The organism is Burkholderia sp. Ac-20384, assembly GCF_017104605.1.
Classification (GTDB): domain Bacteria; phylum Pseudomonadota; class Gammaproteobacteria; order Burkholderiales; family Burkholderiaceae; genus Burkholderia; species Burkholderia lata.
The window spans coordinates 41,905-54,814 of the sequence record NZ_JAAGPE010000034.1; the positions used below are offsets into that span (position 1 = coordinate 41,905).

The window sequence follows — 12,910 nt, forward strand, 5'->3', positions numbered from 1 at the left end:
CGCGATCCGGCCCATGCACCCCTCGTCGAGGGGTGTTTTCTTTTGGGGCGGCGGTCGACGCCATAGATCGCCGCCGTGATCTCGAGGCGCGCAAAGCGCCCCTGTCCGTCAGGTCGACGCAACGATCGACCTGACCGGCATCCCACATCATCAGCCAGCGTTCGCGCCACGCTCCTCCGCCAGCAACCGGCGATAGTGCGGCAGCGACGTGAACAGCAGCCACGCGGCCAGCGCCGCGGCAATCGTGCAGACGATGCCGATCGACTGGCCGACCATCTTCGGGTTGCCGAACACGCGATCGGTGACGAGCGCAATCAACGTCGGGCCGAGCCCGAAGCCGATCAACTGCGCGAAGAACGAGTAGAGCGCGCCGACCAGGCCGCGCATGCGGCTGGGTGCGACGAGCTGCAGCGACGCGGCCATGCATGCGGTCGGCAGTGTGAAGAAAAAGACGGTGACGGCGGCCGCGACCAGCGTGCCGATCGCGCCCGGCGCAAACGGAATGCTCGCGCAGCTGAGCAGCATCGGGATCATCGCGAACGCGGCGGTGCGCAGCGACGCATCTTCGTAGCCGCGCCGCTCGAACCAGCGCACGACCCACGGCCCGGCCAGCGCGCCGGCGGTGCCGCAGCAGACTACCAGCGCGCCGAAGCGGAAGCCGACCAGCGCCGCCGGCATCCCCTGCGCACGGATCAGATAGGTCGGCAGCCACGCCGGCATGCCGAGCACGACGATCGCGAGCGTGCCGACGCCGAACAGGATCCGCGCGTAGAACCCGCGCCGCGCCCACAGAAACGCGACCGAATCGCGGGTCGAATACTGCCGTTCGTCGGTGCTGCCGCTGATGACCTTGCTGCGTACCGGCTCGCGCACCGTCAGCCACACCAGCAACGCGAACAGGATGCCCGGCAACCCGATCAGCACGAACGCGAGCTGCCAGGTTTCGAACCCGGCGAGCATCGGGAATTGCTGATGGACGTCACGCGCGAACGAGATGACGAGGCCGCCGGCGACGAGCGAGAGGCCGCCGCCGAGCATCGGACCGAGGATGAAGACGCTCATCGCGCGCGGCATCTGTTTCGCGGAAAAGCAGTCGGCGATCATCGACAGCGCAATCGGAAACACGCACGCTTCGCTGGCACCGACGCCAAAGCGCGCGAGGAACAATCCCTGGAACGTCGTGGCCTTGCCGCACAGGGCGGTGAAGATGCACCACAGGCAGATGCCGACCAGCAGGATGTTGCGCCGGTTGGTCACGTCGACGAGCCGGCCGAACAGCGGCGATGCGATCAGGTACGCGGAAATGAACGCGACGCCCTGGACGAGGCTGAGCTGGGTGTCGGAGATGGCGAGCGAATGCCGGATCGGGTCGACGAGCAGGTTGAGCAACTGGCGATCGATATAGGCGAGCGAATACGCGAACGTGAGAATGACCAGGATGTACCACGACCGGACGCTGTCCTGCCCGGTCTGGACGGAGGTGCGTCCCGCTAGCGCTTCGCTCAGGCCGCCGACGGGCGGGGTTTCATTCATGGCATTCCTCATCATTTCTCCAATACGGTCGTTCGGTTGCTGTGGAAATCGTTCGACGAAACCGTCGCCGCGCACGACGCGTGCGGCGCTGAGTCGTGTCGATCAGGCGCCTGCACGGTTGCACGGTGCGTCGCCGCCCGATCGGGGCGGCCGGCCGGGGCAGGCGTCAGCGCTCTTTTATCAAACTATCGTTAGGTAGTTTGGCGGGATCGATAGTGAAGTGCCATGAGTGTTATCCATTAAGCGCGGCTGGCAGGGCCGGGGGCGCGTGGCAACGGGTCTTGTCCCGTAAATGTGGTGTGGCGGGAAACCCGGCCGGTGGTGATCGGTATCGGGACGCGAACGGTCGGGCCACGCCGAGTCAAACGGCAAGCCGCCGCCCGGGTTTGATCGAAGGGAGAGGGCGGTCTTTATTTGCCAATCACACCATTTTTGAGGTAGACGGTTCGCCCGGGATCGCGAACAAATCGGTGGCGATCGCGTTGCGCCGGCCTGACCATCGGGGAAATGTTTCGAAGTACGGAATGTTTGGGAATGGAGCGCACGCTGAACAAGGACGAGGCGAACTGTCGCCAGGCCCCGTCCGCAGCTTCCCGATCCAGAACTGGATGAGCACGATGACCGACGAGGTAAAGCACGATTCGAGCTGTCCGCCGCAAGGTTTCGAGGAACTCGAATCGTTTCTCGATCGCTGGAATGCGACGACGCCGCACGAGCGATGCATCAACCGTGCGGCCATGCCACATGCGGAGATCGTGACGTTCCACGACGCGATGTCCGCGCGTGCGAAGGAAGCGGCCGTCCAGATTGAGCGGTGTCCGCCCGACGACATCCATTGTTAATCCGGCTCGAAAACACAGTTGGAATCGCGGGGGATACGAGAACGCGCGCCCGATGGTTACGATGAATGCCGTTGTCCGACGGGCGATCTCCGGATCGTCCCATCATTCTCGAACCGCAACAGGAGTGCAATCTTGGCGACCTATATCGTTTTCACGCGTGAAAGCACGCACGATCAGCATGAACTCGACCGCTATCAGGACCAGGTCGGCGCGACGCTCGCCGGCCACTCGTTGAAGGTGCTGGCCGCGTATGGCCCGCAGGAAACGCTCGAAGGCGACGGCCCGGAAGGTGTGGTGATCGTCGAGTTTCCGTCCCGGGACGCCGCGCACGCGTGGTATGACAGCCCGGCATACCAGGCCGTCGTTCAGCATCGATTCAAGGGCGCGCGCTATCGCGCCGTGCTGGTCGAAGGCGTCTGACCGGGCCGGTGGGGCGGCTCAACGACCGCCGTTACGGCCACGCCATCGACGGGACCGTGCCCGTGCATTCGATTTCCTCATAGTCGTCGTCGATGAAATTCCATGCATCGGAACAGGACGTCGAAAGCCGGGCTGACGATGGATCGCGCCCGTGGTCTCCGGCGCACCGCTGCTCGCGGTCGGATAGTATCCGGGACTGTCGCAATCAAAACACGTCGTTGTACACGTTCCTGCCGTTTCTCGGGATCACCGCCACCGCGGCCGTCTTGCGCGGCTGGCGTCATATTCCAATCTCCGTCACGAGCCTGCGTCATGACCTGATCGCTCAACCGTCATTTCCAATGGAGGAGCGTGCAGTGGCCGTACTGACGACGCGTCAAGTTTGTGTCACCCGCAAGATCAACCGTTCGCCGGGCAAATCAGCCTCGTCGAGCCTTTATGGAACCGCCTCTCATGTTTTCGAAGCCATCCCGACTCTTCATCGTGGCAGCCGCATTTTTCACCGGCCATGCGGCAGCACAATCTCCGGCACCCGCACCGATTCCCGAACAACTCCCGTATGACATCCCGTACGGTGCGCCCATTACGTTGGCCCAGGCGCGCACGGCCATTACGGCAGCCGAAGCAGAAGCGCGACGCCGAAACTGGAAATACGCGATCGTCGTCGTCGACAGCGGCGGGAATCTGGTCTCGTGCGACAAGATGGACGGAACGCAACTCGCCTCCACCGAAATTGCGGAAGCCAAGGCGCGGGCGTCGGTTCGCTTCCGCCGACAGACCAAGGATATGCAGAACGCGATCAACAACGGGGCGACCGGCAACCTCAGTATCCCGGGCATTCTCGCCGGAGAAGGCGGCATCCCGATCGTGGTGGGCGGGCAACTGATCGGCGCGATCGGGACCAGTGGCGGCGCGGGGGTGCAGGATAGCGTGATCGCGGCCGCGGGCGCGGCGGCCATCCGGTAAAACGCTGCGCAACAGGCAAGCTCACCGTGGGGCGATTATTCTTTCAAATAAATAATATAAGCATTACGTTTTAGTTTCATCGAGTTTTGCGCGTATCCGAAACCGATCAGGGTCCGGCGGATGCGTCCCGTTTCCCGACGGGATTGGGGACTCGACACGGTCGCGAAAATACGCGATTCGATCGATATCGTTACACTCCCCCCTGCGATGACAATTTGAACCGGTTACTACGTTCAAAAATGGAACCGGTTCCATAATCCTGTCCCGGATTATGTGCAGTTTGAGCAGTTAAAAATTTGCGTCGCATGACGTGTGCAATACTTTGTTCGGCCGGTCATGGTCGTTTGCCGGTGCTTTCGGACGGGTTGTGCACAAGTCGTGGGGGAGGCATTCCGTGGTTTCGGCGCGGAGCGACTCCCGTCGCGGAATATTTGAATGCAAGAAAGCCTGCGAGCAACCGCTCGCCAAGAAGACGAAAACGACATGTCCCCTTACGATCATGAAACGCGCGTCGTTGCGCGCGCCGGCATTACGCGGAGAGCGGCCCTGAAAGTGATGGCGGCAGCCCTGACGCAGGTCGGGCTGTTCACTGTCGCGCCCGGCCATGCATTCGCGCAGCAGCCGTCGCTCGACGCCAAGACCTTTCTCGCGCTGTCGAGCGCCCTGACAGGCCACGCGAATCTCGACCCGATGACGGCCAGGCGGCTCGTCGACGCGTTCCATCGCACCGACGCCGGTTTTGCCGCGCGTGCGGCCGCGCTGGCGCAACGCGTTCGCGCCGGGCAGACCCCCGCACAATTGCTGGCCGATGCCGACAGCGCCGGCCTTCACGACACCGCGCTCGCGATCGTCGCCGCGTGGTACACGGGCACCGTCGGTCATGGCCAGAAGGCCGTGATGGTGACCTACGCCGATGCGCTGATGTACGACACCGTCCAGGACGGGATGAGCGCGCCGACCTATTGCTCGAACGGCCCGCTGTGGTGGACCGCCGAACCGCCGCCGGCCGATGTCGCGCCGCCGCGCAAGATGGTGGCGCCAGCCACTTCACAGCACCCGCAAAAGCACGCCTGAATCTCATGAAAACTCCTGTATTTGAATCGAACGGCGACGTGTCGGCCGACGTCGTGATCGTGGGATCCGGCGTGGTGGGCGGCTTGATCGCGGACCAGCTGGTCAGCCAGGGCCATTCGGTGCTGATCCTCGAATCGGGCCTGCGCATCGAGCGCGGGCAGGCGGTCGAGAACTGGCGCAACATGCCTTTCGACAATCGCGTCGGGTCCGACTTCCAGGGGCTCTACCCGCAGGCGCCGAATGCGCCGGCCCCGCTGTATTTCCCGAAGAACAACTACGTCGGCCTGAGCGGTCCGGACGGCCAGAGTTTCCAGCAGGGCTACCTGCGCACGGTCGGCGGCACGACCTGGCACTGGGCCGCGTCGAGCTGGCGGCATCTGCCGGTCGATTTCCGGATGCAGTCGACGTATGGCGTCGGCCGCGACTGGCCGATCTCCTATGACGATCTCGAGCCGTACTACTGCCGCGCGGAAGAGGAGATGGGCGTGGCCGGACCGAGCGACCCGGCGATGCAGTCGCCGTCGCAACGCAGCCGCCCGTATCCGATGGACATGGTGCCGTGGGGCCATGGCGACCGGCGCTTCGCCGAAATCGTCAACGCGCACGGCTACCGCTCGATCCCGATTCCGCAGGCGCGCAGCACGCGGCCGTGGCATGGCCGCCCGACTTGCTGCGGCAACAACAACTGCCAGCCGATCTGCCCGATCGGCGCCATGTACAACGGCATCCATCACATCGAGCGCGCGGAGCGCAAGGGCGCGAAGGTGCTCGCCGAATCGGTCGTCTACAAGATCGACACCGACGCGAACAATCGCGTGACGGCCGTGCACTGGTACGACGCGTCGCACAAGTCGCACAAGGCGAGCGGCAAGCGGTTCGTGCTCGCCTGCAACGGCATCGAGACCCCGCGCCTGCTGCTGCTCGCCGCGAATGAGCGCAATCCGCACGGCATCGCGAACGGCTCGGACCAGGTCGGCCGCAACATGATGGATCACTCGGGCTTCCACTGCACGTTCCTCGCGAACGAGCCGATGTGGCTCGGCCGCGGCCCTGCGCAGAGCAGCTGTATCGTCGGTCCGCGCGACGGCGATTTCCGCGGACAGTATTCGGCGAACAAGATGATCCTGAACAACATCTCGCGCGTCGGGCCGGCGACGCAACAGGCGCTGAAGCTCGGCCTGGTCGGCAAGGCACTCGACGAGGAAATCCGGCGGCGCGCGATCTACGGCGTGGACCTGTCGATCAGCCTCGAACCGCTGCCGGACCCGAACAACCGCCTGACGCTCAGCAAGACGCGCGTCGATCCGCTCGGCCTCGCCTGCCCGGACATCCACTACGACGTCGGCGACTACGTGCGGCACGGCTACGACGCGGCATGCAAGCAGCTGTCGCACATCGGCACCCTGTTCGACGCGGTCGAATTCAACATCACGAAGACGCTGAACGCGAACAATCACATCATGGGCGGCACCATCATGGGCGCGGATCCGAAGAACTCGGTCGTCGACGGCGACTGCCGCGCGCACGACCATGCGAACCTGTGGCTGCCGGGCGGTGGCGCGATGCCGTCGGCGTCCGTCGTCAACACGACGCTGTCGATGGCGGCCCTTGGCCTGAAGGCCGCGGATTCGATTTCCGCGAGCCTCGCGAAGGGTTGATGCGATGACACACACGATTCAACGACACCGTCGCGCGCGGCGCGGCACCGCGTATCGCGTGGCCATCGCGGCCGGCCTGTTCGCACTCGTCGGCAGCGCATCCGCGTTCGCGCAGGATGCGCCGGCCGGCACGGCTTCGACGTCGGCCGACGCCGCGCTGGTCGAAAAGGGGCATCAGCTCGCGGTCGCGGCGGACTGCATGGCCTGCCACACGGCGCTCGATGGCGGCAAGCCGTTCGCGGGCGGGTACGGCATCGCGTCGCCGATGGGGCAGATCTATTCGAGCAACATCACGCCGTCGAAAACGGCCGGCATCGGCAACTACACCGAAGCGCAGTTCGCCCGAGCGCTGCGCGAAGGCGTGCGCGCGGATGGCGCGTACCTGTATCCGGCGATGCCCTATACGTCGTACAGCGGCCTCAGCGACGCCGACGTGCATGCGCTTTACAGCTACTTCATGCAGGCGGTGAAGCCGGTCGACGAAGCCGCGCCCGCCACGAACCTGCCGTTCCCGTTCGGCATGCGCATGGCGATGGCCGGATGGAACATGCTGTTCCTGTCGAACAAGCGTTTCGAAGCGGATCCGGCCCACGATGCGCAGTGGAATCGCGGTGCGTACCTGACCAACGTGCTGGCGCACTGCAGCGCGTGCCACACACCGCGCAACGCACTGATGGCCGAAGACTTCGGCCGTAATCTCGGCGGCGCGCAGCTCGGTGCGTGGTACGCGCCGAACATCACGTCGGATCCGGTGAGCGGCATCGGCGCGTGGACCGACGACGAGCTGGTGTCGTACCTGAAGACCGGCCGCGCAGCCGGCAAGAACCAGGCGGCCGGCCCGATGGCGGAGGCCGTGCAGAACAGCCTGCAGTATCTGTCGGACGCGGACCTGAAATCGATCGTCTCGTATCTGCGCAGCACGAAGCCGATCCGCGACGAAGGCGAATCGGTGCCGGCATTCTCGTACGGGCGAGCGATCAGCAGCGAAGCGACGTTGCGCGGCGCGTCCGCCTTGAACGCGAACGGCACGCTGACGACGGGCGCGGCGTTGTTCAGCGGCTACTGCGCGAGTTGTCACCAGACGAATGGCAAGGGCAGCCCGAGCCAGGCGTATCCGTCGCTGTCGAACAATACCGCCACGGGCTCGCGCAATCCGTCGAACCTGATTGCGGCGATCCTGTACGGTGTCGATCGCGAGGTGGGCGGCGAGCATGTGCTGATGCCGTCGTTTGGCGAGGAGTCCTATGTCCAGCCGCTCAAGGACGACCAGGTTGCTGCCATCGCGAACTACGTGCTTGAGCAGTACGGCAATCCGGACGTGACCGTCACCGCGGACGACGTTGCCGTCGCGCGCAGCGGCGGCCCCGTTCCGCTGCTCGTGCGGGTCCGGCCGCTGATGCTGCCGGGCGCGGCGCTGGTCGTGCTGATCGCGATCTTGGGCGTCGCGTTCTGGTGGCGTCGCCGCCAACGCGTTCCGCTTGCCGATCCGCCGCGCGGCAAGGTCGGCTGATTCAGCGGACCGCCGCCCAGGTGCGGCGCGGAAGCCGGCATCGACCCGTCAGCGCAAGCCGACGCGTGTCGAGCCGGCTTCCGCATTTCAGGTCAAACCGGCTCGACGTCCTGGAAAGGGCCTGCGCATGACGATTTCGCGTCCCGTGGGCGCGCTCATTCAAGCGTGGACATGCGGCGTGCGACCCTGCCGGCAGGGAACCGGCACCGCATGCACCACCGCATCGCCCGCCCATCTCACGTATTGCCGATCCGGGCGCCACGCGTCCATCGGTTGACGCTTCACCCCGCGGGCGCCGCTTTCGCGTCCTGTACCAGCATGTCGGCGGCTTTCTCGCCGATCATGATCGTGGCCGCGTTGGTCGCGCCCGAGATCGGCGACGGCATGACCGACGCATCGGCCACCCGCAGGCCCTGCACGCCGCGCACGCGCAGCCGCGCATCGACCACGGCCATCGGGTCGCCGTCGGGCCCCATGCGCGCGGTGCCGTTGTGGTGATAGACGGTGCCGCCGCGCTGGCGCGCGAACGCGAGAATCTCGTCGTCGGTGCGCACGTCGTTGCCGGGGAACATTTCGTCGACGTAGTACGGGGCGAACGGCCGGGCCTGCAAGACGGCGCGCGCCATCTTCACCACGGCCACCATCGCGCGCTGGTCCGATTCGTCGGTCAGGTAGTTGGGCTGCACCTCGGGCAGTTCGTCGATGCTGGCCGATCGCGCCTTGACCCAGCCGCGACTGTCGGGGCGCTGCTTGTGACCGCCGAGCGTCATGCCCGGATAGTGATCGAGCAGGCCGGGCAGCCCTTCCTGATAGCTCCCGGGCGTGAACGACACCTGCAGGTCGGGCCGCGACAACGCGGGGTCGGAGCGAAAGAAGAAGCGCATCGGTACCGGGCCCATGCTCAGGATGCTGGGCCGGCCGAGGAAGTACTTCGCGATCTCGCCGGCCAGCGGCAGGCCGCGCCCGCGCTCGTTGAGGGTGGCGACGTCCTTGACCCGGACGGCCACGCGCAGGTTGAAGTGATCGACGAGATTGGCGCCGACGCCGGGCAGGTCGACGCGTGTCTGCACGCCGATCGCGCGCAGATGCGCGCTGTCGCCGATGCCGGAGATCTGCAGCAGGCGGGGCGTGTTCAGCGCGCCGGCGGCGACGATGACTTCGCGGTTGGCGCGCACTTCGCGCTCGGGAGCGCCGGTGCCGCCCGCGCGGTAACGCACGCCGGTGGCGCGACGGCCGTCGAGCAGCACGCGCGTGGCGGGGCTGCCGGTGCGCAGCGTCACGCGGCCGCTCTTGATGGCCGGATGCAGGTAAGCGCGGGCGGCGCTCCTGCGTCGCGGCGTATGGCCGCGCGTGTCGATCATGAAATGCCACGGGCCGACGCCGTCCTGCGCCTGAGCATTGGAATCGGCGACGTACGGGTAGCCGAGGCTCTTGACGGCCTCGACGAACAGGTCGCACAACGGGGCGGGCAGGATCGGGTCGGTCACGATCAGCGGCCCGTTGCGGCCGCGATAGCGGTCGTCGCCGGGCCCGATCCGCGTTTCCGCCTTTTTGAAGAACGGCAGCACGTCGTCGTAACCCCAGCCCGGATTGCCCCGCGCGGCCCAGTCGTCGAAATCGCCGTGCTGGCCGCGGTTGTAGACCATCCCGTTGATCGAACCCGACCCGCCCACGACCTTGCCCTGCGTCAGCTCGATCGTGCGGCCGTCAGTGCCCGCGATCGGGCCGCTGCGAAAGCGCCACACGAGCTTGTCGTTGAACAGGTTCTTGATGTAGCCGGCCGGGATGTGGATGAACGGGTTGGTATCGGGCGGGCCGGCTTCGAGCACGCACACCGTATGGCCCGCTTCGGCCAGGCGCGCGGCCACCACGCTGCCGCCGCTGCCTGCACCGACCACAACATAGTCGAAGGTTTCCGTCATCGATCAGGCATCCAGATTGAAATTGACGGTTTTCAGTTCGGTAAACGCTTCGATCGTCGACCAGCCGCCTTCGCGTCCCGTGCCCGAGCGCTTGATGCCGCCGAACGGTGCGTTCGGAATGCTGGCAAAGCCGTTGACGCCGATCGCGCCGCTCTTGACCGCACGCGCGACGCGGAACGCGCGGCTCACGTCCGTGGTGTACACGCAGCCGGCCAGCCCGTACGCGCTGTCGTTGGCGATGCGGATCGCTTCCTCCTCGGTGTCGAACGGAATCACCGACAGCACGGGGCCGAAGATTTCCTCCTGCGCGATCGTCATGTCGTTGCTCACGTTCGCGAAGAGGGCCGGCTCGACCCAGTTGCCGTTGCGGAATTCGCCACCCGGCGCGCGGCCGCCCGCCAGCAGCGTCGCGCCTTGCTGGCGGCCGCTTTCGACGTAGTCGAGCACGCGCGCCTGGTGGCGCCGGGAAATCATCGGCGCCGACGTGGTGGCCGCGTCGAACGGATCGCCGAACTGCACCTTCTGCAGCTGTTCCTGCGCGTGGTGCAGGAACTCGTCCATGATCGAGCGATGCACGACCGCGCGCGACGGCGTGGAGCAGATCTGGCCCGACAGGAACGTGGAGCACAGCCCCATCAGCGCGTGCGCGGTGGTCTGCACGCTGCGCGTGTCGGGAAAGACGAGCGCCGCGCTCTTGCCGCCCAGTTCCAGTGACAGGCGTTTCATCGTCGGCGCACTTGCGATCATGATTTTTTCACCGACGGCCGGGCTGCCGGTGAAGGTCACCTTGTCGACGCCGGCGTGCGAGGTGAGGGCGCTACCCGTTTCGACGCCGCCGGTCACGAAGTTGAACACGCCGGGTGGCAAGTCGCTGTCGGCGATGATCTGCGCGAGCCGGGCCACGGCGAGGTTGGTGAGCTCCGACGACTTGACGATCACGGTGCAGCCGCAGGCCAGCGCCGGCGCCACCTTCATCGCGAATGTCAGCACGGGGCCGTTGTACGGCAGCACGGCCGCGACCACGCCGACCGGGTCGCGAAAGGTCATGTACTGCATGTTCGACGCATCGGAGAAGATCGGCAGCGTGTCGCCGTTGATTTTGTCGATCCAGCCGAGGAAGTGATCGAAGACGTCGGCGGCCGACTTGGCGGAGACGCGCGAATTTCGGCTGAATGCGTACGGAATGCCGTTGTCGAGCGTTTGCAGGCGCGCGATTTCTTCCTCGGCCGCATACAGGCGCTCGACGATCGGCTGCAGCAGGCGCTTGCGGTCCTGCGCGCGCATGCGCGGCCACGGACCTTCGTCGAATGCCTTGCGCGCTGCGGCCACGGCCAGCTCCACGCCTTGCGCGCCGGCGTCGGCGAAGCTGGTCATGACTTCGTTCGTGCAGGGGTTGAGCTGGTCGAAACGCGCGTCGGGCCAGTCCAGCCATTGGCCATCGATGAAAAGGCGTCCGGGGCGGACGTTCAAGCGGTCGAGATGGGAAACGAGACTGAGCATGGAATCGGAACCTGAGCGTTATTGGGGCACGCCGGTGAACACGTAGTCGCCTTCCGGATCGCGGGTAATCCGCCCGAACGACGGTGAACAGAAATGCGTGCAGGTGAACAGCGTCTTGCTGCCGTCGAGGCGCGACAGCAACGCGTGCCGCGTGGCCGACGATTGCGCGTGGTCGTAGTCGAGGATCTGCGCCATGTCCGGCCTGGCAACCTGCACCGGGTGATGCATGGCGTCGCCGGCGATGATGAAGGTCTCGGTGCCGGCGTCGATCTCGATCGCGATGTGGCCGATGGTGTGTCCCGGCGCGGAGAACACCGAGATCCCGTCGCCGAGGTCAGTGTCGCGATCGATGAAGTGCGCGAGGCCGGCATCGACGACGGGCTGGATGGATTCGTGGAACGACAGGTCCTGCGCGCGGTACATCGCGTCGTCCGGGTTGCCCTGTTGCGCGGCGTCGAACTCCTGCTTGCCGAAGTGGTACTTCGCATGGGGGAAGGTGGGCAGCCACCGGCCATCCTGCTTGTAGGTGTTCCAGCCGACGTGATCGAAATGCAGGTGCGTGCACAGCACGTCGGTGACCGCATGACGGTCGATGCCCGCTTCCTCGAGCGTCGCCAGGAATTCGAACTGCAGACCGGAGAACGCATCGAAGCCGGCGGTGTCCTTGTCGTTCCCGACGCAGGTGTCCACCACCAGCATGCGCGTGCCGGTCTTGACGATGAAGCACTGGCTGACGGCGCGCATGCCGTGGTCGTCGCCCACGTAGGGCGGCTTCATCCACGGAATGGTTTTCATCAGGTCGGGCGTGGCGTCGGGCAGCAAGGTTTCCAGAATCCGGCTGATATCCATTTCGACGATCTGCACGACTTCCGCATGGCCGATCCGCGAGCGAATGGTATGCAGCAACGGCATGGCGTGTCTCCTCGGTGATTGTTCGACGGACGCCCCCGGCTGAAGGACGCCCTGGAGGATCGGGACCCGGTGCGCGCGTGAAGGGGCCGTCCGTCCATGGGTTGTCGATTGCATCACATGGCATGCGGTTGTCGAGTCGTTTTACCCGTGCTGTTTCGTACTTCGGAATAAGGCGCCCGGCAGGCGGTTCCGGTGCGCGGTGTGATCGCGAGCGGAAGTGCGTTCAATTCCGGCAGGCGGAACAACGCGCACGTCGCATGGCGAAGGTCGGCGGCACGCGCCTTTGATGCGGGTAGGGGCAGAGGCAGGGGCAGGGGCAGGGGCAGGGGCAGGGGCAGGGGCAGGGGCAGGGGCAGAGGCAGAGGCAGAGGCAGAGGCAGAGGCAGAGGCAGAGGCAGAGGCAGAGGCAGAGGCAGAGGCAGAGGCAGGCGCGGGCGTAGGCCGGTGACCACGCCGGTGCGCTGTTGTTGCCCTTCTGGTCGGAGACGATGTAGCGACGGCCGGTCGGCAGGTCGTGGATGTAGACGATCGGCTTCTTGCGCTCGAACGACACGTACGCGACCTTCGTGCCGC

The 12,910-nt window shown here is 65.8% G+C and carries 10 protein-coding genes and 1 pseudogene; 6 read left to right on the top strand and 5 right to left on the bottom strand.

The window, feature by feature from the left end; all coding sequences use genetic code 11:
* Window positions 1-150: 150 nt before the first annotated feature.
* Window positions 151-1,533, bottom strand: a complete 1,383-nt coding sequence (locus tag G3O00_RS09420) for an MFS transporter (RefSeq protein ID WP_241025057.1) — start codon at window positions 1,531-1,533, stop codon at window positions 151-153.
* Between the two features lie 617 nt (window positions 1,534-2,150).
* On the opposite strand from G3O00_RS09420, the gene G3O00_RS09425 reads away from it, so the two are divergent.
* The 6 genes from G3O00_RS09425 (at window position 2,151) to G3O00_RS09450 (ending at window position 8,003) form a co-directional block, all read left to right on the top strand.
* Entirely contained in the window at window positions 2,151-2,375 is a 225-nt protein-coding gene (locus G3O00_RS09425; protein WP_206142805.1) for a hypothetical protein, read from the top strand.
* Window positions 2,376-2,507: 132 nt separating this feature from the next.
* Entirely contained in the window at window positions 2,508-2,795 is a 288-nt protein-coding gene (locus G3O00_RS09430) for a DUF1330 domain-containing protein (protein WP_206142806.1), read from the top strand.
* Window positions 2,796-3,248: 453 nt separating this feature from the next.
* Entirely contained in the window at window positions 3,249-3,761 is a 513-nt protein-coding gene (locus G3O00_RS09435) for a heme-binding protein (RefSeq protein ID WP_241025059.1), read from the top strand.
* 483 nt (window positions 3,762-4,244) lie between these two features.
* A complete protein-coding gene (locus tag G3O00_RS09440; protein ID WP_206142808.1) occupies window positions 4,245-4,835 on the top strand; it encodes a sugar dehydrogenase complex small subunit in 591 nt (196 codons plus the stop codon).
* A gap of 5 nt (window positions 4,836-4,840) precedes the next feature.
* The gene (locus G3O00_RS09445; RefSeq protein WP_174929206.1) at window positions 4,841-6,493 is read left to right on the top strand and encodes a GMC family oxidoreductase; all 1,653 of its coding nucleotides are present in this window, start codon (window positions 4,841-4,843) and stop codon (window positions 6,491-6,493) included.
* 4 nt (window positions 6,494-6,497) lie between these two features.
* Entirely contained in the window at window positions 6,498-8,003 is a 1,506-nt protein-coding gene (locus G3O00_RS09450) for a cytochrome c (protein ID WP_206142809.1), read from the top strand.
* Between the two features lie 281 nt (window positions 8,004-8,284).
* Here the strand turns inward: G3O00_RS09450 and G3O00_RS09455 are convergent, their stop codons facing one another.
* The 4 genes and pseudogenes from G3O00_RS09455 to G3O00_RS09470 all read right to left on the bottom strand — a co-directional run.
* The gene (locus tag G3O00_RS09455) at window positions 8,285-9,925 is read right to left on the bottom strand and encodes a GMC family oxidoreductase N-terminal domain-containing protein (RefSeq protein WP_206142810.1); all 1,641 of its coding nucleotides are present in this window, start codon (window positions 9,923-9,925) and stop codon (window positions 8,285-8,287) included.
* A gap of 3 nt (window positions 9,926-9,928) precedes the next feature.
* Complete coding sequence (locus G3O00_RS09460; protein ID WP_174929209.1) at window positions 9,929-11,425, bottom strand: aldehyde dehydrogenase family protein; 1,497 nt, start codon at window positions 11,423-11,425, stop codon at window positions 9,929-9,931.
* 18 nt (window positions 11,426-11,443) lie between these two features.
* A complete protein-coding gene (locus G3O00_RS09465) occupies window positions 11,444-12,337 on the bottom strand; it encodes an MBL fold metallo-hydrolase (protein WP_206142811.1) in 894 nt (297 codons plus the stop codon).
* A gap of 442 nt (window positions 12,338-12,779) precedes the next feature.
* Window positions 12,780-12,910 (bottom strand): annotated as a pseudogene (locus G3O00_RS09470) (Tol-Pal system protein TolB); the annotation flags it as partial.

Excerpts from the sequence above, each read along its gene's own strand:
- G3O00_RS09455 (WP_206142810.1), bottom strand. The coding sequence starts at position 9,925 with ATGACGGAAACCTTCGACTATGTTGTGGTCGGTGCAGGCAGCGGCGGC.
- G3O00_RS09435 (WP_241025059.1), top strand. The coding sequence starts at position 3,249 with ATGTTTTCGAAGCCATCCCGACTCTTCATCGTGGCAGCCGCATTTTTC.
- G3O00_RS09460 (WP_174929209.1), bottom strand. The coding sequence starts at position 11,425 with ATGCTCAGTCTCGTTTCCCATCTCGACCGCTTGAACGTCCGCCCCGGA.
- G3O00_RS09425 (WP_206142805.1), top strand. The coding sequence starts at position 2,151 with ATGACCGACGAGGTAAAGCACGATTCGAGCTGTCCGCCGCAAGGTTTC.
- G3O00_RS09420 (WP_241025057.1), bottom strand. The coding sequence starts at position 1,533 with ATGAATGAAACCCCGCCCGTCGGCGGCCTGAGCGAAGCGCTAGCGGGA.
- G3O00_RS09445 (WP_174929206.1), top strand. The coding sequence starts at position 4,841 with ATGAAAACTCCTGTATTTGAATCGAACGGCGACGTGTCGGCCGACGTC.
- G3O00_RS09440 (WP_206142808.1), top strand. The coding sequence starts at position 4,245 with ATGTCCCCTTACGATCATGAAACGCGCGTCGTTGCGCGCGCCGGCATT.
- G3O00_RS09450 (WP_206142809.1), top strand. The coding sequence starts at position 6,498 with ATGACACACACGATTCAACGACACCGTCGCGCGCGGCGCGGCACCGCG.
- G3O00_RS09465 (WP_206142811.1), bottom strand. The coding sequence starts at position 12,337 with ATGCCGTTGCTGCATACCATTCGCTCGCGGATCGGCCATGCGGAAGTC.